Consider the following 22,152-nt stretch of genomic DNA (forward strand, 5'->3'; position numbering starts at 1 on the left):
CTACTGACGCCAGAGGCAGCTGCCGCTCTCCTCAACTAGGTCTAAACGATCACTGTGTGCTTTTAGTTCATCGGCCGTGGCTCGGATAACCTTTAGCGATTTTCGTCCACCAGACACTCGTTTTATAGATTCTCCTCCCAATCCACCATCTGCCGATTGACTTGAGCTAAACTGCAATGATGTCTGGCCACCTGTCATCAATAAGTATACATCGGCCAAAATCTCGGCATCAAGCAAAGCGCCGTGAAGGGTTCGATGTGAATTGTCTATTCCGTATCGATCACACAATACGTCGAGGTTATTACGCTTGCCTGGGAAGATTTTCTTCGCCATCGCAAGGGTATCGGTAACTCGGCAGAAGTCATGAGTTTTACCTATGTTAGGATCCAATAATGAAAACTCATGGTCCATAAAACCGGTATCAAAGGGCGCATTGTGCGCGACCAGCTCGGCACCGTGAATAAATGCCAGAAACTCTTGGTGAACATCACGGTACTCTGGCTTATCGACCAGAAATTCGTCCGTGATACCGTGAACTTCAATCGCATCAGGTTGAATGGCACGATCCGGCTTGAGGTAAACATGAAAATGACGCCCTGTCAGCTTACGGTTGATGATTTCAACCGCACCGATTTCTATAATGCGATGGCCTTGATAATGAGGGCCACCTTCTCGGTTCATACCGGTTGTTTCGGTATCGAGAACCACAATACGATTGTGATTGGAATTGTTGCTGGTATTCATAACAAATTGTGTGTCAGACTATACAAATTCTACGCTTACCCCAATAGTATCAAATCATGACGAAACTGGTGGAAATTTTCACAGATGGATCTTGCCTGGGTAATCCGGGGCCGGGCGGCTATGGTATTGTGCTGCGCTACAAGCAAGTTGAAAAAACGCTCAGCCAAGGTTTTACCCTAACGACCAATAACCGTATGGAAATGATGGCGACTATAGTCGCACTACAAAGCTTAAAAGAGCCTTGCAAGGTCATACTCACCACTGATAGCCAATATGTAAGGCAAGGCATCACCCAGTGGATCCACAATTGGAAAAAGCGCGGTTGGAAAACCTCAGATAAAAAGCCCGTTAAAAATGCGGACCTTTGGCAAGCTCTCGATAAAGAAACAGCTCGCCATGATATTGACTGGCGCTGGGTAAAAGGCCATGCTGGCCACAGAGAAAATGAAATGTGTGATGAATTAGCTCGCACCGCTGCTGAAAACCCAACCGAAGAGGATGTAGGTTACCAACCGAGTTAATTCCATTACTTACTGGATATCTTATAGTTGACGCTAACTGGCGTCAGCTTACGTTTTAGCTTCCAATGAGGTTTAATGGGTTTAAGAGGATAACTTCTTTTACGTGCGACGATAAAATACAAACTCCCCATAGGTGAAGCCCAGTCTCCTAAGCTATTTTCAAGCCAAGTCCACATAGTTCGGTAGGTTTCCATCGGAAACAAAGCGTATTGATCGCAATCTAAGATCTGGTAATTAAGAATATTGAGCCAATCTTTAATTCTACTCGGGGTAAACATACGCCCACTCCAAGGCAAATTGTTTTTTCTCCAAGGCATTAAACTCGACAACCCCGTCAAGCTGACAGGGTTAAAGCCCGTGATAATAATATACCCATCATCAATCATCACACGGTCCACCTCGCGCAGCATTCGATGCGGATCATTGCAGTAATCCAGCTGGTGAGCTAATACAACTACATCAAAGCTTTTTTCGAGAAAAGGTAGGTTGAACCCGTCAGCAATGATATTGTGGAGGGGGTTCTGAATATCAAGGTGAACTTGATGTTGAATATTACAGTTAAAGCTGGTTAACTCACAGCTGAGCCCTCCCAGCTTAAGCATATGATAGCCAAATAGTTTTGGGCACCATTCATCAATACGCGTTTGTATTGATTCGCTAACCCATTGGCCATTCTTAAGCTGAGACCATGAATGAGGCTTTTCAAGCTTCTTAAAACTTCGTGCTGGCTTCATACTTAACCTGCTTTACTCTGGAAACTGGAGAAACAACCATGTTAGATATCAAAAGCATACCTGCATTCAATGATAATTACATCTGGCTAATTGAAAATAGCGATCAACATTGTGCTGTTGTTGACCCAGGAGATGCAGCCCCTGTAATACGATATCTAGAACAACATAATTTAACTTTAGATGCCATTTTAATCACACATCATCATAATGATCACATTGGTGGCGTACCTGAACTGGTCAGGCAATTTCCACACATTGATGTGGTAGGTCCTGCCAATGAGCCCGTTCCCACATTGACTCATGCTGTTGAAGCAGGCGAACAAATTGAATTGTTTGGCGAAGTATTCTTAGTATTAGGGCTTGAGGGTCATACCAAAGGGCATATAGGCTACGTGGGTGATGGTAAGCTTTTCTGTGGTGATGTGCTCTTCTCTGCGGGTTGTGGGAGGGTTTTTGAAGGCACTATGTCTCAAATGCATACTTCATTAAACAAACTCGTGACGTTAGCAGAAGAGACCAAGGTCTACTGCGCTCACGAATATACCGCTAGTAATGTCGCGTTTGCTCTTGCCGTTGAGCCTGATAACCCCTTACTCCAAAAGTATCGTGATGAGGTAAACCGCCTCAGAGCGCAGAATAAACCAACTGTACCAACAACAATCGGCAAAGAAAAACACATCAATCCATTTCTGAGAACTGACCAGCCAAGTGTTATTCGCTCAGTCGCGAACCGAACATCAAACACCGACTCTCTCGCTATTTTTACCGCACTACGCGAATGGAAGAACGAATTTTGAGGCGTTGTAACTTGTCACCATGGTATTTAGACAAGTATTATCAGCAGCCAACAAGCAAAAGGGTTGTGAAATGCGAGTAACACATAGCTGGATATTAGCTCTACTGCTGACGGGATGTCAGCTAACCCAGCAAACAGAAAACCAAGTATCGCCATCTCAAAATACCAATCATTCTCCTGAACAAACATCCGGTCAGGTGGCAAAAAAACCAGAGAACGACAGCGGACCGGCGCTATCCCCTAAATCCCAAGAAGATCTTTGGCAACGCATTGCTATGCAACTTGAATTGCCGGTCTCAAATGACAAGATGGTCGACTACTATCGCACTTGGTATCTGACACACCCCAAGCACTTAGAAACTGTCTCACAGCGAGCCCAGCCATTTTTATATCTGATTACCGAAAAAATTGAACAGCGAGGTTTACCTTTAGAGCTAGCATTACTGCCAATTGTCGAAAGCTCATTTGATGCGTTTGCCTATTCTCATGGCAGCGCTGCTGGACTGTGGCAGTTTGTTCCCAGTACTGGAAAATACTTCGGATTAACACAGAATTATTGGTACGATGGCCGCCGAGATGTATCCGCCTCAACTGATGCTGCTTTAGATTATCTTAGCGCATTAAATGACCGCTTCGAGGGCAATTGGAACCATGCCATCGCAGCTTATAACAGTGGTGGCGGTCGAGTATCTAGTGCTATTCGCAAGAATCAAAGGCTAGGCAAACCTACTGACTTCTTTTCTCTTGATCTGCCTGAAGAAACCAGCGGATATGTGCCGAAATTAATGGCTTTAGCCGACATCATCGCCAATCAGGATAAATATGACATAGATATCCCACCAATTGCCAATAAACCCGCAGTACAACTCATCGATCCTAAAGAGCAACTCGATCTCGCTATTGCTGCAGGGTATGCCGATATTAGTGTCAAACAAATACAAGCATTAAACCCTGCCTATAATCAGTGGGCAACCGCTCCTAGTGGCCCTCATCAACTGCTTATACCTGTCAGTAGCATAGATAGATTTCAAACAAGTCTTGCCAAAAATCGTGGAAAAGGCATGAAATTGGTGAGATATAAGGTGAAATCGGGAGATAGTCTAAGTGCCCTAGCCGATCAATATAGTACCACCACTAAAGTGATAAAAAATGCCAATAACTTAGTTAGCGACTCAATTCGAATTGGGCAATTTCTTATGATCCCGACATCGACCAAAAGCGATGCCGCTTATATTCTTAGCGCAAGTAATAGATTAGCCAAGGCACAAGCGAAATCACGGGGTCAGTATAAACTCACTCATACGGTTCGCTCTGGTGAAAGCCTTTGGACCATAGCCCGCGCTAACAAGGTATCCCATCAATCTCTGGCAAAATGGAATGGAATGAGCCCCAAAGATACCCTACGAGTAGGGCAAACTTTAGTGATTTGGAAGAACACATCAGAGGGAGCCGTCATTCGCACCGTTTTCTATAGCGTAAAAAATGGCGACACTATTAGTGCGATTGCAGATAAATTCAAAGTCAATTCTAAGGATATAGTCAAATGGAATGACCTGAGTCGGCAGAAATACCTGCAACCAGGCCAAAAACTAAAACTGTACGTCGATGTCACCAAAGTTAGTGCATAACACTCACTTTAGTGACTTTTTACCTAGGGTTGAGGTCTATCTACATCAATTAACTCAAAATACGCTTCAATAGGGTTATGGTCGGAAGCATCAGAGATTGGTGCTTCTGCTCTTACAAAGTTCAGCCCTCGATAAAACACATGATCCAGTGCGTGACCAGTAATAAACTGAGTTCGGTTATCAGGAGAATAGTTCGCTTCGATGAGACCAAGCTGATTGAAAGCCTGCTCAACCACTACGATACGCGCGTCATTCCAGCTGTTAAAGTCACCCGCGACTATGATTGGACCACTGTGCTTATCCACCAAATCCATCAAGGTATCAAATTGCTTCTGATACTCTTGGGTACCATAGGTAAAATTGACCGCGTGGATATTAATAACCGCCAGCAGTTGACCATTTGAAAGAGGATAAGTGGTATAAAGTGCCGATTTAGGCAAGCGGAGCCAAGGCTCTAATTCTATGTAGGCGCACGCCTTTTGCGGCGGCGTGTGAGATAAATTCAATACCCCAACACTGGTATCAAATATCTCGAATGCATCAACCTGATACGCATACCACCGCTGAGATTTTAGCCAATTTTTTAATTCGAGCGTTAAACGAGATTCTTGTAACAGAACTAAGTGTTTATTTCTCGCATAAGACTGCAAACTTTGCTGCCAATTGCCCCGATTTTGTTTATAAATGTTCCATACCAGTAGGTTTAGCTGACCATTGTCATCAAGCTTACCGTTCGATGCCTTTTCTACACAATATTGAGAGAACGCCTCATTTGATGGCGATATTAAAGCAATTTGCGGCTGGCTTGGCAGAGAAAAAATGGCGTAAAACGCCGCAAATCCAGCCGCCACCATGCCTGTTAGACCAAGAAAAAACCACTTAGTCTTCATTCAACGCACCAACAGAGCCCATACTGTAGGATTATATCGCCTCTTCATCCTCTTCACCTGTTCGTATGCGAACAACACGTTCAATATCGGTAATAAAGATTTTACCGTCACCAATTTTTCCCGTCTGAGCAGTATCAATAATGGTGTCAACGCATTGATCGGCTACATCATCTGTCACCGCAATTTCCAGTTTTACTTTAGGCAGAAAGTCCACCATGTATTCAGCGCCACGATAGAGCTCGGTATGTCCTTTCTGACGGCCAAACCCTTTCACTTCAGAGACCGTCATGCCTGTAATTCCCACCTCAGCCAGAGCCTCTCTTACATCATCTAATTTAAATGGTTTAATAATGGCTTCTATTTTTTTCATCTTCATCCCTTAATTTTCAAAAGCGTCTGTATTATCCCATGGTCAACAAACAATAAAAAGCCCAAGCGGATCAAGACTATCTACCTTTGTTATATCTTCATAACACCTTTGCGACTGGTGTTCGAAAAAGAAAGACGGATAGCCCCTTATCGCTCGGGCGAGGCGGTTTTATTTACATCAGGCTACTTTAAACTGGAGTAATAGGCCGCCAAGTTTGCAATGTCCGAATCACTCAACATAGCGGCTTGAGCTTGCATGACAGCAGCAAGTCCTCCATTACGTTGCTTATCCTTATAGGCTTTAATCGAGGAAATAATATACTGCTCGTTTTGCCCTTTCAGGTTTGGATAACCCGGAATAACCGCAATACCATCTGCGCCATGGCAAGCAGCGCACACCGCTGACTTAGTCTTTCCAGCAGCGATGTCACCAGCAGCAAAAACAGAGCTGGTAGTAAAGCTTATCCCGATCAAGATTCCCATTACCATTTTTTTCATTGCGCTTCCTTAGTGTATCCACTGTTTTTATGTGTATTTATATAAAGAATCTTTACATATCTGGTACGAATTTGTCCCAAACAAGTTCACAATCTTGACCAACGAAGTCTGCATCAATAAATATACCAGCTACCGCTACAACCTTGTCACCACACATGAGGATCGGTAGTCGGCGCCTTAACCAACTCGGCACATGGTATTCTTGAAAGAGTTTTTTGAGTTTACGACTATGGCGACGTCCGCAAGGCTTAGCACTCAACCCCTGAGGTTCAAAAATGATGCGAAGTGGCGAGTTTGAAAGGGCTGCCTTAGACAAGGTTCCAGATTGAGTATTCAAAAGCGTTATGCGTCCTAAACTTTCAGGCAGAGTTAGCTCGCAATCAAACTGAATTTCATGTTGCCAATGTGACAAATCTTGCCATTGTGCAACCAAATATAATCGATGATTAAACCGTCGAATCTGTCCTTCTGCTAAAGGCAGAATAGGATTGGCATCTTGGCGACTCATGGCGACTTCAAACCAAATCCGATCAAGGAGATCGCGACTTGGCATCTTAGCTTGCTGTTTATTAAGCCACATCCTTAGCAGCCGTGCTCGCACTAAAGAAGACATTTCGGCTAACTGAGCAATATCAATAGAGTCATCTTGGTGTACAGACTTTTCTAAATGATCAGATAGTAATTCATCGAGCAGTGATTCCTGCTCTGCGCAAAGCTCTGCACTTCGCTGTACCGATTTGGTCAGATGAGGCCATCGCTCGGTGAGACAAGGGATCACTTGGTGGCGAAGGAAATTTCGGTCAAAGCGAGTATCCTGATTACTCTCATCTTCCACCCAAGTAAGCTTATGGATTTGCGCGTAAGACTCAACCTCTTCCCTACTTGCTTGCAGTATTGGGCGAACTAGCTTTGCACCAGCATACGGAGTACATTGAGCCATAGATGATAAACCTTTAGGGCCGCTTCCTCGCTTTAATGCGAGAAGGAAAGTTTCTAACTGGTCATCCCTGTGTTGGCCCGTGAGCAGCATATCTCCGCAGACTAGGTGGGATTTAAGTGCTTGATAGCGAGCTTCCCGTGCACTTTCTTCAATACTTTTACCTTGCTTTTCTAACCTGACTTTCTCTAAGTGAAAAAGTACACCTTCTTCAATACACCACAGTCGGCATTGCTGAGCCCAATGATCAGCATTAGAACTCAAACCATGGTGTACATGTATGGCTATACAAGGCTTTTTACGCTCTTTTTGGTAACGAGCAGCCAAGGCAAGCAACACTCTAGAGTCAACTCCACCGCTTAGAGCAACGACAAGCCGACCTTCTAATGACCTATATTGATCAATGACCGACGAAAAGTGCTGGTATAAATCCATATTAAAAGAAACCGTTTTACTGCAAAGATAAGAGTGTCTGTTTGAGTATACAGGCCTTTAGCCATACATTTTGAATCAAACAGTCAACTCGCATAGTTTAACATCAACAATAAAAAAGGCCGAACCTCAGTTCAGCCTTTATTATCTATTGCGATAATCTAGCAATAGCCGTAATTCATTAAACGTTGATAACGACGCTCTAGTAAGGTGTCATTATCGAAATGAGTAAGCTCATTGAGCTGTCTCACTAGGGTTGCTTTCATGTTCGCTGCCATTTGAACATGATCACGGTGTGCGCCACCTAAAGGCTCTTCAATAATCTCATCGATCAACTCAAGATCTTTTAAACGTGGGGCAATCAGTCCCATCGCTTCGGCAGCCTGAGGCGCTTTATCTGAATCTCTCCATAAAATAGAGGCACAGCCCTCAGGTGAGATAACAGAATACGTTGAGTACTGCAGCATATTCACGTAATCACCAACACCGATAGCAAGTGCACCACCAGAACCACCTTCTCCAACGACATTACAGATCACTGGTACTTTAAGCCCTGCCATCACTTTTAAATTTTTCGCGATCGCTTCAGACTGACCACGCTCCTCTGCACCAACGCCAGGATAAGCGCCAGCAGTATCAATAAAAGTAATGATCGGCATGTTGAAGCGCTCTGCCGTTTCCATCAAACGAAGTGCTTTGCGATAACCTTCTGGCTTTGGCATACCAAAATTACGCTTCACTTTCTCTTTCGTTTCACGACCTTTTTGGTGACCGATAATCATCACTGGACGACCATCTAAGCGTGCCATACCGCCAACAATGGCTTTGTCGTCAGCATAAGCACGATCACCAGCCAGTTCCTCGAATTCTGTAAACACATGTTCAATGTAATCCAAGGTATAAGGGCGTAGAGGATGACGAGCGAGCTGAGCTGTCTCCCACGCTCCAAGATCGCTGAAAGTTTTCTTTTTAAGCTCCAAGCTTTTCTTTTCTAACTGCTCAATCTCTTTCTCTAGATCAACACCAGAATCGCCACCGTGGCGAGAAACACTTCTCAAGGCTTCGATCTTAGCCTCTAACTCAGCAATAGGCTTTTCAAATTCTAAAAAGTTCAGGCTCATCTATAGATCCTTTCTTATTCGGCATGCTCTGCCGAACTTAGTTAAATTCGAGTTCTACTTGATTATTACCAAGTAGCTGTTTCAAATTGTCTATTAATTCATCACTTGGCGTCACGCGCCACTCTGTTCCCAACGTCAAGCGCGCTCTTGCATCGCTGCGCTGGTAATATACTTGGACAGGAACACTGCCTGCCTTATGAGGCTCTAATATGTTACTAAAGCGCTCAAAAAAATGCTCGTCGATTTGGGACTCTTCCATAAAAATCGACAGCCCTCGTGCGTATTTCTCACGCGCCGCACCAAGATCCATGACCTCGCGCGCCGTCATTTTAAGACCACCATTAAAATCATCAAAGCTGACCTGTCCAGAAACAACTAAAATTCTATCTTGTTCGAGCAGTTCTGCATAACGATCAAGCGTGTCTGAAAACAGCATAACTTCCATGCGACCACTTCGATCATCAAGCGTCATAATACCAATACGATTGCCCCGCTTAGTTGTCATTACTCTCGCAGCAATAACCAAGCCAGCAATAGTCACACTTTGATCACGTCGTGTCGGCGTCGCATCTTTCAATCGGCAACTGGTATACTTACTCAGCTCCTTGATATACGCGTTGACCGGATGCCCAGTCAAATAGAGCCCTAGTGTATCACGTTCTCCTTCCAACCAAACTTTTTCTGGCCAAGCAGGAACCTTAGTATATTTATGTTCAACCTCTTCAGGCGCTTCCGTAAGGACGCCAAATAAATCATTTTGGCCAAAAGCTTCAGCTTGATGGTATTGGCTTGCCGCTTTTACTGCATCGTTTAATGATGCCATCATAGCAGCTCGATGCGGCCCTAATCTATCCAGCGCCCCAGCATAAATAAGCTTTTCGATCACTCGCTTATTGACTTTTTTGAGATCAATTCTGGCACAAAAATCAAATAAGTCTTTAAAATAACCACCAGTATTTCGAGCTTCAAGGATAGCGTCTATCGGACCTTCGCCTACTCCTTTTATTGCACCGATACCATATACAATGGCACCATCCTCATCGACATTAAAACGGTACAAGCCTGAATTAATATCAGGTGGCAAAACCTTGAGCTTCATGCGCAAGCATTCATCGACCAAACCTACCACTTTTTCCGTGTTGTCCATATCAGCGGTCATTACCGCTGCCATAAACTCAGCAGGGTAATGTTTTTTCAGCCAAAGTGTCTGGTAAGAAACCAAAGCATAAGCGGCAGAGTGAGACTTGTTAAAACCATAACCTGCAAATTTCTCCACTAAATCGAAGATTTTCATTGCAAGTTCGCCATCTACGCCGTTTTTGATCGCGCCTTCTTCAAATACAGCACGTTGCTTTGCCATTTCCTCAGGTTTTTTCTTACCCATTGCGCGACGCAGCATGTCTGCTCCGCCTAACGTATATCCTGCCAATATCTGAGCAATCTGCATAACTTGCTCTTGATACAAGATAATGCCATAGGTAGGCTCAAGCGTTTCTTTTAATGACTCATGCTGCCATGTTTCATCTGGGTAGGAGATAGCTTCACGGCCATGCTTACGGTCAATAAAGTTATCCACCATCCCCGATTGAAGAGGCCCGGGACGAAACAGGGCCACCAAAGCGATAATATCTTCAAAACAGTCTGGCTGAAGACGTTTAATCAGCTCTTTCATTCCGCGAGATTCGAGCTGGAATACTGCAGTGGTTTCTGCATTTTGCAGCAGTCTAAAAGAGGCATCATCATCAAGGGGGATCGACTCAATGCGCACCGGCGCTTGGCCCTGCTTTTCAAGCCTCGGGTTAATCAATCCAAGTGCCCAGTCGATAATGGTCAGTGTACGCAACCCAAGAAAGTCAAACTTCACTAAACCCGCTGTTTCTACGTCATTTTTATCAAATTGGGTAACGGGAAAGTGCCCTTCTGCGTCTGCATATATAGGGGCAAAGTCGGTAATCGTGGTCGGAGAGATAACCACACCTCCCGCATGCTTACCCGCATTGCGCGTACAGCCTTCTAAAATACGACACATGTCGATAAGTTCTTTAACTTCCTCATCGGCGTCATACAACTCAGCTAAAGCAGGCTCAGCTTGAAATGCTTTTTCTAGGGTCATGCCAGGATCGGGGGGAACCATTTTTGAAATGCGGTCAACAAAACCAAATGGATGCCCTAGCACTCGACCCACATCGCGAATAACAGCTTTGGCTGCCATGGTACCAAAAGTAATGATCTGAGATACCGCATCTCTTCCATACATTTCAGCCACATGATCAATCACTTGATCGCGTTTATCCATACAAAAGTCAACATCAAAGTCGGGCATGGAAACACGTTCTGGATTCAAGAAACGTTCGAAGAGCAAATCATATTCTAGAGGGTCAAGATCAGTAATTTTAAGGGCATAAGCCACTAGCGAACCCGCACCGGATCCTCGGCCGGGGCCAACTGGTATATCATTATCTTTCGACCACTGAATGAACTCCATAACGATCAAGAAATAACCGGGAAACCCCATATTATTGATCACTTCAAGCTCAACTTTTAGCCTTTCATCATATTCTGGGCGTCGCTGGATACGGACGTTTTCATCCGGGAACAGAAACTCAAGACGCTCTTCCAGTCCCTGTTGCGACTTTTTCACTAGAAACTCAGTTTCTTCCATGCCATCGGTGGGGAAAGCAGGCAGAAAATACTCTCCCAAACGAACAGAAACGTTACAACGCTTGGCAATTTCTACGCTGTTTTCTAGCGCTTCAGGAATATCAGCAAAAAGCGCGCACATTTCCTCTTCGCTACGCAAATATTGCTGCGCACTGTAGTTTTTGGGTCGCCGAGGGTCCTCTAATGTGTAACCGTCGTGAATCGCAACGCGAATTTCATGCGCGTCAAACGTTGATTCATCTAGAATAACGACATCATTAGTCGCGACCACTGGAAGTTGTTCGCTCTGTGCAAACTCAAGAGCAAAATGAAGATACGTTTCTTCGTCTGATCGCCCTGTTCGCGTTAATTCAAGAAAAAAGCGATCAGCAAAGTGTTGACGGAAAAAATCGGCACATTGCTCGGCGAGTCTGCGATTTCCTTTTAATAAGGCTTTTCCAATTTCACCGCTTCTTCCACCAGACAACACAATCAAACCAGAAGAATGTTCAACTAGCCAATCTTTATCAATCACGGGTTGATGCTGCACATGACCGCGCAGATAGGCTTTGGAAATAAGTAAAGTGAGATTCTTATAACCCAGGTTATCGGCAGCAAGTATGGTGAGTCTTGTCAGCTCTTCACCAAACTGATCCGACTGCATAGCAAAATCTGCCCCAATAATAGGTTTCACACCACATCCATGCGCAGTACCGTAGAACTTAACCAAGCCACATAAATTAGTGAAATCGGTCAGCGCCACCGCTGGCATGCCCATCTCTGCAACTTTTTTTACCAAAGGTGGCACTTTAGATAAGCCATCAACCATGGAAAAGTCACTGTGAACTTTGAGATGAATAAATTTAGGATCTGACATGAATATTCCGCAACTGTACTGAGTCTCTGGAGAAGCTGAGGTATTTTACGTGATATAGTCTATTAGAGATATACCCCAGCAAAATAAGGTTTAAAAACTTCTACAGTAAGCCCAAGGCTTTTTTTACTGGCTTAAAGCTTTTTCTGTGTTGCTCTATTACGCCATACTGCTCTATCGCTTCAAAATGGGCTTTAGTTGGATACCCTTTGTGTTTGGCAAAGCCAAATTCAGGATGAATTTTATCCAGTGCTTCCATTTCTTGATCTCGTACAACCTTAGCAATAATAGATGCTGCACTAATTTCGGCAACACGCAGATCACCTTTTACTACTGCTTGTGCTTCCATAGGTAAATCTGGCACCCGATTTCCGTCTATCAGGACGTAGTCTGGTGTCACATTCAAACCCTCCACTGCTCTTTGCATAGCAAGCAATGTGGCATTAAGAATATTATGCTGATCAATTTCATCGTGAGAGCAACGTCCAATCGACCAAGCTAATGCCTTATCCAAAATTTCCGGAAATAGAGCCAAGCGCTTTTTTTCGGTTAGTTTTTTCGAATCATTTAACCCATTTATTGGCTGGTTAGGATTTAAGATGACGGCAGCGGTAACAACATCGCCAACCAAGGGACCACGTCCAACTTCATCTACACCCGCAATTTGTTGGTACCCAACTGGGTATTGAAACTCGGCAACAAGCGTATTTTTTTCGTTCATGATGGTAATCTGTCGATAAGTTTTAGCACTGCATGAGCAGCTTGAGTATCCGCACCTTTGCGAAGCTGATGGTGCATTTTACTAAAGCGCTCTAGCATATACTCACCACGCTCTTTTAGTAATTTCTCAACTTCACTCTCTAGCATCTCTGGGGTACAGGATTCTTGAAGAAGCTCTGTCACCAACTCTTCATTGGCAAGAATATTGGGTAAAGAAACATATTTGGTTTTGAGCATGCGCCGCGCAAGAAATGCAGTAAATGCGTTAACCCGATAACCAACAACCATTGGGCGTTTGATGAGCATACATTCAAGAGCTACGGTACCAGAAGCAAGCATCACTACATCTGATGCTGTGATCACGTTACGAGCCGTATCGTTAATTAATCTAAAGTCCAGTTCTGGAGCAAGGGTTTTCCATGCATGTTCAAATTGAGCTCGGCGTTTTTCATTCACTAAAGCAACGACAAAGCCCATCTCTGGATGTTTTTTATTTAAACGTTTACAGGTCTCAATAAAAGGCTCAGCAAGCATCTTAAGTTCACTTCCACGACTGCCCGGCAATACCGCGAGCCAAGTTTTATCTTGCTCAAGACCAAGTAAGTCACGAGCAGGTTCTTTTGATGATTCAAGAGGGATAGTGTCTGCTAGAGTATGTCCGATAAATTCACATGGAACTTGATATCTATCGTAAAACTCTTTTTCAAAGGGCAAAAATGCCAGCACTAAATTAGTCGCCGCTTCAATTTTAAAAATTCGTTTCTGCCGCCAAGCCCAAACGGAAGGGCTAACATAATGCACGGTTTTTATACCAGAATTTTTCAGATCGAGCTCTAAGCGAAGGTTAAAGTCCGGCGCATCAATACCAATAAACACATCTGGCGGGTTATCGGTAAAATAATGTACCAGTTCGGCTTTTACTTTGAGCAAACGAGGCAAACGTCCAAGCACTTCAACCAAACCCATCACCGACAGCTCTTCCATATCAAATAATGACTCACAGCCTTGCGATATCATTTTAGGGCCGCCAATGCCGACAAACTCAGCATTGGGGTGGATAATCTTAATGGCTTTCATCAAACCTTCACCTAAGGTATCCCCTGAAAGCTCTCCGGCAACAATTCCAATGCGCAATGGTTTCTCCATTACTGAACTACCTTTTTCTTTTGCCATAAACGTAAAAAAGATCGCGGCATATTGCGCGATCTTTTTCTAAAGTTTTCGACTATTATCAACGAATGACGCCACGCTCAGAAGTATCCACGAAGTCGATAAAATGTTGGATTGATGGCCAGTCTTTTGCCATCTTTTGCAGGGACTGTATCGCTTCAACCTGAGTCTTACCTGCACGATAAAACTCTTTATAGGCATTACGTAGTGCACGCAGCTCCGCTTTTTCAAAACCATTTCTTTGTAAACCGACAAGGTTTAAACCAAAAGGAGTGGCATGATTACCTTGAGCTAATACATAAGGAGGAACATCCTTAACAACCGCAGAGCACCCGCCTATGTAACTGTATGCGCCGACTTTGCAAAAAGGGTGTATTGCAGAAAGAGCCATAACGCCAGCGTGATCTTCTACAGTCACATGTCCGCCAAGTATTGCATTGTTACCAACATGAGTGTGATTGCCAACGATAACATCATGCGCAATATGGGCGTTGACACATAAAAGATTATCATCGCCAATCACGGTTGAAGCCTTATCTTGGACAGTACCACGATGGATTTGAACCGCTTCGCGAATCACATTACGGTCACCAATTACAACCGTCGTTGCTTCACCACCATATTTCTTATCCTGATTTTCTTCACCGATAACCGCATGAGGAAAAACACGATTATCTTTGCCTATCTTAGTGTGACCTTTGATCACCACATGGGACATTATCTCTGTCCCTTCACCAATTTCAATCTTGCCTGAGATATAGGTAAAAGGCCCTACGGTGACGTTAGCAGCGATGCTTACATCACCTTCAAGGACAGCAGATGGATGAACCTTAGCTGTTTCATGAATCATATTAAAATTCTCGACGTGCGCACTTTAGCTCAGCGGAACAAACTACTTCACCATCCACTTTTGCAACACCGTTAAAAGCAGCAATTCCGCGGCGCTCTTTAACAAACTCAACTTCGATTACAAGCTGATCACCCGGAGTCACAGGCTTACGGAACTTAGCACCATCTACACTCGCAAAGTAGTACAGCTCATTCTCCGAAGGGGCGCCAAAAGATTTAAACGCAAGTAATCCAGTCGCTTGAGCCATAGCCTCTAGAATTAAAACCCCTGGAAACACAGGCAGCTGAGGGAAATGACCGGTAAACTGAGGCTCGTTCACTGAGACATTTTTAATTGCAGTCAGATATTTTTCCTCTTGGAAATCAATCACACGATCAATCAGCAGAAAAGGGTAACGATGAGGCAAGAGTTCTTGGATTTCAGTGATGTTCATCGTTTTGTTTTCAGTAGTCAAAGTCATTTTCCTATATTAAATGCTAAATTAACTGGCAGGCATTATAACCGAGTCATCTTGATAAGCTAGGCATGCGCTCTTATAGAAAGTAGTATCAGCTAACTATCATTAAAATTTTAAAAGACCCGCAAAGCGAGCCTTTTAGAATCTATTAGCGCTTAAGCATCTTGTTCAGTTTCTAACTGCTTTTCAACAGCCTTGAGTCGTTTGTTCATATCATCGATACGATGGACTCGAGCCGCCGTTTTGCGCCATTCTTTATTGGGTTGCAACGGAATACCTGAAGAGTACATTCCCTTTTCATCAATACTGCGCATCACCATCCCCATACCGGTAATAGTGACACCGTCAGCAATTTCAATATGGCCGTTTAATACGCTTGCACCACCAATCATGCAATACTTACCTATGGTAGTACTGCCAGCAACAATAGTACCACCAGCCATAGCTGTGCCATATCCGATGTGTACATTATGCGCTATCTGCATCTGGTTATCGATGATCACATTATCTTCGATAATGGTATCTTCTAAAGCACCACGATCTATTGTGGTACACGATCCTATTTCGACCCGATTACCAATTTTAACCGTTCCAAGCTGAGGAATTTTTATCCATTCACCTTTTTCATTCGCATAACCAAAGCCATCAGCACCGATGACAGTGTTAGCATGTATAAGGCAGTCAGAACCGATAACCACTTGGTGATAGATACTCACGTTTGACCATAATTGAGTGTTGGCGCCAATTTGAGCATCTTTCCCAATAAAACAACCTGCACCAATCACTACATTTTCAGCTAGGCGAACGCCACTTTCTATCACAGCATTCGCGCCAATCGATACGTCTTCAGCAATGTCCACATCATCAGCAATAATGGCGGATGATGCTATGCCTTCAGCTGATGCTGGTGTTGTATCTAAGGCTTGAGCAACTTTAGCAAAGGCAACATATGGGTCTTCGACCACCAAGACATTCCCTGCACACATTTCTCGTTGCGCATCTTTTACCATAACGACTGTCGCGTTGCAGTCTGCAAGGTGCTTTGCGTATTTAGGGTTAGACAGGAAAGTAACATCTCCTTCCTGCGCTTTTTCCATTGGGGAAACCATACTAACAAGCGCTTGCTCGTCACCGTATAGTTCTCCACCAGTTATTGTTGCCAGTTCGGCTAAAGTAAGAGTTGCCATAGTCAGTTACTTAAATGTTTTAATGACTTTTTCAGAAATATTATATTCAGGTTTACCGTATTGCATGGTTTGAATATCTACAACGATATCGTAACCTTCTTTTTCTGCAACTTTCTTCACAGCGTCCTGAATTACCTTAAATAGCTTCTGCTTTTCTTCTGCTTCGCGGCGAGCTGATGCTTTTTCTAGAGCTTGCCCTTTAATTTTGTATTTACTGTCTAGTTGAGCAATTTCTACACGCAGTTTTTCAACTTCTTCAGGACCAAGCAGCTCACCATCACGCTTCAACTTCTCAATTTTTGTTTTAGCTTCAGCTTGGATTGACTTCAGCTCGTCTGCTTTATCTTTAAACTCTTCCTGCATTTTTTGCAGTACGACTTCGCGTTGAGGAAGAGCCTGGAAGACTTGAGCTGTATTGATATAACCAATCTTTTGTGTGCTTCCTGCCGCATTAGCAACAAACGAAGACGTCAATAACATTAGGCTAAGACCAGCTACTTTAATCATTTTTTTCACTTTATATTCCTCAATATTTAGAAGGTTCTTCCAATTGTGAAAGTGAAGAACTCTTCATCATCACCTTCGTAAATCTCTATCGGTTTTGCTACCGAAAATACCAAAGGCCCCATTGGTGACATCCATTGCAGGGCCGCACCATATGACGCTCGATAATTTGTAGGATCTGAGTAATCATCATACATAGGATCACTTACCCCTTCGCGATATCTAAACTCAGTATCCCAGACACTGGCTGCATCAATAAATAAGCTAGTACGAATTTGACTCCTAGCCTCATCAGATGCAAATGGTGTCGGGACAATTAGCTCCATACTTGCTGTCGCTATAGCATTACCACCCACAGAGTCGTCTGTCACATCAACGCAGCCATTGTTTCCGCACGCTCCAGATGTGTTCGTATAAACTGCTTTAGGTCCTGCAGAGCGTGAGCTAAAGCCTCGTAAAGACGTAAAGCCACCTGCATAATAGTTTTCATAAAATGGGAAGAGATTATCATTCCCATCGGTTTTGCCATACCCATTACCGTAGCCAAGTCTACCGCGCATGAGCAAAGTAAAATCATGTTGTTTCGTTAATGGGAAATACTGTCGTACTTCATAATCAAGTTTAAAATATTGAGCATCTGAACCTGGTACTGTCACTTTTGCCGATGCCCGCTGGTAATTACCTGCGGTTGGAAAGAAACCTCGGTTAAGGTTACTTCTAATCCAAGCGGTAGTGATATCAAAATCATTGGTTAAAATATCACCATCTGGTTGACCGATACTTTCTGCAAACAGCTGAGCCTGATCATAAGTTGGAACATTACCAATCTTGTTATGAGTGTACCCCACACCAAACTGTAACTTAGTCAATTCATTGATAGGAAAGCCCCAAGTCAAACTTGTGCCATAACTTTCATTGGTATAGTCGATAATCCCAGCATCTGAAGCTTCGAAGGTGTTGTAGAATATTTTCCCACCTAGGCTAACACCATCTAGATTCCAATAAGGATCGTTATAATCAAGACTTACGTTCTGCTGGTAATCGTTCATCATTGCACTAATGCCAACTCGATTACCTGAACCTAAAAAGTTATCTTGCTGTAAACCAACTTGGAAGCTCACACCCGATTCGGTACCATAACCGATACCAAAATTGACACTACCTGAGTTTGCTTCTTTAACATTGTAAACGAGGTCAACCTGATCATCGCTTCCCGGTACTCGAACTGTCTGTACATCGACGGTTTCAAAATAGCCTAAGCGATTAAGGCGTTTTTTGCCCGTTTCAATCGACTTCGAGTTTAACCAGCCACCTTCCATTTGACGCATTTCTCGTCGCAAGACTTCATCTTTGGTCGCATTGTTGCCAACAAAGCGTATATCACGGACATAAATTCGCTTACCCGCTTCGACGTTGACAACTAAAGAAACCTGTTGATTCTCATCGTCAAACTCAGGGATAGTACGAACTTTAGGGTACGCATATCCCGCCTCACCAAGCACGCGCTTAACCCCTTCTTCCAAACTCGTTACTTTAGAACCGTTATAAACATCTCCGCTGACAAAAGGTACCAGAGCTTCAAACTCTGCTTCTCTTCCTATCAACTCACCGCGAAATTTGACATCCTTAACTGTGTAAGGCAGTCCTTCATTCACGGCGAGTGTGATATAAACGCCTTTTTTGTCGGGAGAAATCGCAACCTGTGTCGAATCAAGCTTAAATTTTAGGTAACCACGATCTAGATAGTAAGACTTTAAAGCCTCAAGATCGCCTGCCAGAACTTGTTTTTGGTACTTATCGTCTGATAAAAAATTCCACCAAGACACATCAACATTCAGGTTAAATCTGCTGAGTAGATCCTCATCAGAAAATGCCTTATTACCTAAAAAGTTAATTTGCTGTATTTTGGCTGATACACCTTCCGAGAATACAAATTTAAGATCCGAACGATTACGGGGCAAAGGGGTCACAACAGCTTTTACTGTCGCATTATATTTTCCGACGCTATAGTAGAAGTCTTCTAGGCCCTTCTCAATATTTGACAAAGTCGTTCGATCAAGAGCTTCACCAACTCTAACTCCTGATGCATCAAGATTCTGTTGTAACTGTTCCTCTTTTATTGCTTTGTTACCAGAAAATGAAATGCTGGCAATGGTAGGACGCTCTTTTACCTGTACAAGGAGTTGATTACCATCCCGTAATACTTTGATATCTTCGAAATTTCCTGATGCGTATAGTGCCCTTATAATTTCAGATACATCTTGAGCATCGACCGTATCTCCGACACGAACTGGCATCTTTAACAAAGCTGCACCAAGTGCAACACGCTGTAATCCATCGATTTGGATATCTTCTACAACAAAGTTTTCGGCTCCATTTGCAGCGACGCTCGTTGCCAATAGCGTTGCAAACAGAATTTTATTCATCGCCATATTTGTTTTAGTTATTCCTTATTACAACCTTTGCCCGACTATAAACGAGCAAAATCATTAAATATTGCCAATGCCATGAGAGAAAAAATAATCGCTCCGCCAATACGGTAGCCCATATCTTGAACCCGCTCAGGAACTGGACGTCTGGTCACCGCTTCAACGGCAAAAAACATTAAGTGTCCGCCGTCTAACATGGGTAGGGGCACAAGGTTGATAATACCTAAATTAACACTAATCAAAGCTAAGAAACCAAGAAAATATACCAAGCCGTAATCAGCTGTCGTACCCGCACCTTTTGCAATTGAAATAGGCCCACTGAGATTATTTAAACCCACATCTCCAACAATTAATTTTTTCAACATACTGATAGTCAGACCTATCACCTGCCCTGTTTTTTCAATTGCTTTTCCGACTGACTCAAATACACCAAATTGTAAGTCGAAGCGATAGTTTTCAGGCCATTCTGCGACTTGAGGGGCAATACCAGCAAACCCTATAACCCTACCATTAGACAGAGTTCGGTTTTCTGGTACTAAGGTCAAATCTATGGTCTCACCATTACGTTCAACGGTTAGATCAATCACCTGATTGGGATGATTCTGCACCAAATCAACCACCTGCTTCCAATCACTTAGAGCAAGATCATTAGCCCATAATAATTTGTCTTCGGGTTGCAAACCTGCAGCATCGCCAGCTCCCCCAGAGGTAACTGAGGATAAGCGAGTTGAAACCTCGGGTGTAAAAGGCTTAAAGCCCAAGGAGGACATGGCTGATTCAACTTCTGGATCAAAGCTCCAATCCGTCAAATCTAATGTTTTTACCTCTTCGGCACCATACTCATTAGCCGGCGCAACCGTTAAAGTCACTTGGTTATCACCGATGTGGGAAATCAACCCCATATTTACCGATTCCCAATCCGGTGTTTTGACGCCAGAGACAGATTTAAGTTCCAAATTCGATTCTAAACCAGCTCGAGCAGCAATTGAATCGGGTTCAATTTGACCAATAACAGGCTTAACAGCAGGCACACCTATTAAAAAAACAAGCCAATACGCAAATACAGCAAACAAAAAGTTAAATGCGGGGCCAGCAGCTACTATCGACGTCCTTTTCCACAAAGGCTGAGTATCAAATGCTTGTCCCTTTTGCTCTGGTAGAACGTCATCTACTCGGCCATCGAGCATTTTAACATAACCGCCCAATGGTATTATTGAAAGGCTATACTCAGTGCCATCTTGACCAGTTTTGCTCCAAATTGATTTACCAAAACCAATGGAGAATTTTTCTACTTTCACACCACAACGGCGCGCTACCCAGAAGTGCCCGTACTCATGTACCGCAACTAAGATGCCAAGGGCAATAAGAAAGGAGGCAAAATTCCATAAGATATCTGTCATGCTGAACACTCTTTAATTGTCTCGACAGCTAAGGCTCGTGCCATTCTATCTAGCTCAATGATACTTTCCAAGCTATTACAATCTGCTTCGCTGCTCTTGCCACAAATAAAATGTGCGACTCGCTCATTAACGACAGCAATATCGGTAAACTTTAACTTGTGTGAAAGAAACGAATCAACGGCAATTTCATTAGCTGCATTAAGCGCCGTCGTTGCATGTTGTCCTTCGTAGCAAGCGTCTATCGCAAGCTTCAAGCATGGGTATCTCTGGTAGTCGGGTTCAAGAAAGGTCAACTGGCTGATTTGAGCGAAATCAAGGGGCGGTACACCAGCTGGAACTCTATCAGGATAAGAGAGGGTATAAGATATAGGGGTTGCCATATCGGGATTGCCCATCTGTGCAAGTAAAGAACCATCTTTATACTGCACCATAGAATGAATCACTGATTGAGGATGGATTAGAACCTTGAGCTGTTCTCGACTGGTATTAAAAAGCCATTTAGCTTCTATGTACTCTAAGCCTTTGTTCATCATACTGGCCGAATCGACTGAAATTTTAGGTCCCATAGACCAATTAGGATGTACTATCGCTTGTTCAGGAGTGACTTGTGACAATGCACTAAGGTCAGAGTAACGAAATGGACCTCCAGAACCTGTAAGTGTAATGTGCTGAATTCCATGCTGGACTAAATCACAATCCCCTAAATGAGTCTGAATAGACTCGGGGAGGCACTGGAAAATTGCATTATGCTCACTATCGACAGGCATAAGCTCTGCGTTGTATTCTTTCACTGCGTCCATGAACAATTTACCAGACATGACTAACGCTTCTTTGTTAGCCAATAAAACACGTTTACCCGCTTTAACAGCAGCCATGGTTGGAACAAGGCCAACAGCACCAACAATCGCAGACATAACTGTGTCGACTTCATCAAAAGAAGCAACATGAGTAATAGCCTCGGGTCCAGATAGTACTTGTGTAGGGAGTTTTAACCTTTGGATGTGGGAGCTCAATGTACCAGCCGACTCTTCACAGGCCATCACAGCATATTTAGGCTGCCATTTTTGACATAGTTGGCGCATTTTATCGACGTTTGTTCCCGCAACCAATGCAACAATATCAAACTCAGATGGATTGTGCTCAACGACTTTTAAAGTGCTATGACCAATCGAACCTGTTGCACCTAAAATTGTCAACTTACGCATAAAGAAACCAGTAAAATCCATAAGGCAGGGCACGACCTGCCGATGT

At 43.5% G+C, this 22,152-nt stretch carries 20 protein-coding genes; 3 read left to right on the forward strand and 17 right to left on the reverse strand.

The annotated features are described in order from the left end of the window. Positions 1-744 (reverse strand): DNA polymerase III subunit epsilon, encoded by a 744-nt coding sequence (gene dnaQ / locus FIV01_RS11005; RefSeq protein ID WP_114785246.1) that lies wholly within the window; start codon positions 742-744, stop codon positions 1-3. 56 nt (positions 745-800) lie between these two features. Between dnaQ and rnhA the strand changes: the two genes are divergently transcribed. Next, positions 801-1,265, forward strand: coding sequence for a ribonuclease HI (rnhA, locus tag FIV01_RS11010; RefSeq protein ID WP_152431041.1), 465 nt, complete (start codon positions 801-803; stop codon positions 1,263-1,265). Positions 1,266-1,270: 5 nt separating this feature from the next. On the opposite strand, the gene FIV01_RS11015 is transcribed toward rnhA, so the two are convergent. Next, positions 1,271-1,999 (reverse strand): class I SAM-dependent methyltransferase, encoded by a 729-nt coding sequence (locus FIV01_RS11015; RefSeq protein ID WP_152431042.1) that lies wholly within the window; start codon positions 1,997-1,999, stop codon positions 1,271-1,273. Between the two features lie 38 nt (positions 2,000-2,037). Between FIV01_RS11015 and gloB the strand changes: the two genes are divergently transcribed. Both gloB and FIV01_RS11025 read left to right on the forward strand, forming a co-directional pair. After that, positions 2,038-2,796, forward strand: a complete 759-nt coding sequence (gloB, locus tag FIV01_RS11020; protein ID WP_152431043.1) for a hydroxyacylglutathione hydrolase — start codon at positions 2,038-2,040, stop codon at positions 2,794-2,796. Positions 2,797-2,866: 70 nt separating this feature from the next. Continuing rightward, positions 2,867-4,423, forward strand: coding sequence for a LysM peptidoglycan-binding domain-containing protein (locus FIV01_RS11025; RefSeq protein ID WP_152431044.1), 1,557 nt, complete (start codon positions 2,867-2,869; stop codon positions 4,421-4,423). 23 nt (positions 4,424-4,446) lie between these two features. On the opposite strand, the gene FIV01_RS11030 is transcribed toward FIV01_RS11025, so the two are convergent. The 15 genes from FIV01_RS11030 to ispC all read right to left on the reverse strand — a co-directional run bounded on the left by FIV01_RS11030 (position 4,447) and on the right by ispC (position 22,106). Further along, positions 4,447-5,313, reverse strand: a complete 867-nt coding sequence (locus FIV01_RS11030; protein ID WP_152431045.1) for an endonuclease/exonuclease/phosphatase family protein — start codon at positions 5,311-5,313, stop codon at positions 4,447-4,449. Between the two features lie 31 nt (positions 5,314-5,344). Continuing rightward, positions 5,345-5,683, reverse strand: a complete 339-nt coding sequence (gene glnB, locus FIV01_RS11035) for a nitrogen regulatory protein P-II (RefSeq protein ID WP_160929636.1) — start codon at positions 5,681-5,683, stop codon at positions 5,345-5,347. A gap of 182 nt (positions 5,684-5,865) precedes the next feature. Continuing rightward, the gene (locus FIV01_RS11040; protein WP_415846711.1) at positions 5,866-6,171 is read right to left on the reverse strand and encodes a c-type cytochrome; all 306 of its coding nucleotides are present in this window, start codon (positions 6,169-6,171) and stop codon (positions 5,866-5,868) included. 61 nt (positions 6,172-6,232) lie between these two features. After that, positions 6,233-7,552, reverse strand: a complete 1,320-nt coding sequence (gene tilS / locus FIV01_RS11045; protein ID WP_152431047.1) for a tRNA lysidine(34) synthetase TilS — start codon at positions 7,550-7,552, stop codon at positions 6,233-6,235. A gap of 158 nt (positions 7,553-7,710) precedes the next feature. Continuing rightward, a complete protein-coding gene (gene accA, locus FIV01_RS11050) occupies positions 7,711-8,670 on the reverse strand; it encodes an acetyl-CoA carboxylase carboxyl transferase subunit alpha (protein ID WP_152431048.1) in 960 nt (319 codons plus the stop codon). A 37-nt stretch (positions 8,671-8,707) separates the two neighbouring features. Continuing rightward, complete coding sequence (gene dnaE / locus FIV01_RS11055) at positions 8,708-12,187, reverse strand: DNA polymerase III subunit alpha (RefSeq protein WP_152431049.1); 3,480 nt, start codon at positions 12,185-12,187, stop codon at positions 8,708-8,710. Positions 12,188-12,287: 100 nt separating this feature from the next. Then, a complete protein-coding gene (rnhB, locus tag FIV01_RS11060) occupies positions 12,288-12,905 on the reverse strand; it encodes a ribonuclease HII (protein WP_152431050.1) in 618 nt (205 codons plus the stop codon). Continuing rightward, positions 12,902-14,050: a lipid-A-disaccharide synthase gene (gene lpxB, locus FIV01_RS11065; protein ID WP_152431051.1), complete on the reverse strand. Its 1,149-nt coding sequence runs from the start codon at positions 14,048-14,050 to the stop codon at positions 12,902-12,904. The genes rnhB and lpxB overlap by 4 nt, the downstream gene beginning before the upstream one ends. An 85-nt stretch (positions 14,051-14,135) precedes the next feature. Continuing rightward, positions 14,136-14,924, reverse strand: coding sequence for an acyl-ACP--UDP-N-acetylglucosamine O-acyltransferase (gene lpxA, locus FIV01_RS11070; protein WP_152431052.1), 789 nt, complete (start codon positions 14,922-14,924; stop codon positions 14,136-14,138). A 1-nt stretch (position 14,925) separates the two neighbouring features. Continuing rightward, on the reverse strand, positions 14,926-15,378 hold the full coding sequence (gene fabZ / locus FIV01_RS11075; protein WP_114785263.1) for a 3-hydroxyacyl-ACP dehydratase FabZ: 453 nt from the start codon (positions 15,376-15,378) through the stop codon (positions 14,926-14,928). Positions 15,379-15,536: 158 nt separating this feature from the next. Beyond that, entirely contained in the window at positions 15,537-16,568 is a 1,032-nt protein-coding gene (gene lpxD, locus FIV01_RS11080) for a UDP-3-O-(3-hydroxymyristoyl)glucosamine N-acyltransferase (RefSeq protein WP_152431053.1), read from the reverse strand. A 6-nt stretch (positions 16,569-16,574) separates the two neighbouring features. Then, positions 16,575-17,075, reverse strand: a complete 501-nt coding sequence (locus FIV01_RS11085) for an OmpH/Skp family outer membrane protein (RefSeq protein WP_172971851.1) — start codon at positions 17,073-17,075, stop codon at positions 16,575-16,577. A 26-nt stretch (positions 17,076-17,101) separates the two neighbouring features. Beyond that, the gene (bamA, locus tag FIV01_RS11090; protein ID WP_152431055.1) at positions 17,102-19,504 is read right to left on the reverse strand and encodes an outer membrane protein assembly factor BamA; all 2,403 of its coding nucleotides are present in this window, start codon (positions 19,502-19,504) and stop codon (positions 17,102-17,104) included. Between the two features lie 38 nt (positions 19,505-19,542). Beyond that, a complete protein-coding gene (rseP, locus tag FIV01_RS11095; RefSeq protein WP_152431056.1) occupies positions 19,543-20,901 on the reverse strand; it encodes a sigma E protease regulator RseP in 1,359 nt (452 codons plus the stop codon). After that, entirely contained in the window at positions 20,898-22,106 is a 1,209-nt protein-coding gene (gene ispC / locus FIV01_RS11100; protein ID WP_152431057.1) for a 1-deoxy-D-xylulose-5-phosphate reductoisomerase, read from the reverse strand. Before ispC ends, rseP begins: the two co-directional genes overlap by 4 nt. Between the last annotated feature and the right edge of the window lie 46 nt (positions 22,107-22,152).

The organism is Vibrio aquimaris, from assembly GCF_009363415.1.
GTDB classification, from domain to species: domain Bacteria; phylum Pseudomonadota; class Gammaproteobacteria; order Enterobacterales; family Vibrionaceae; genus Vibrio; species Vibrio aquimaris.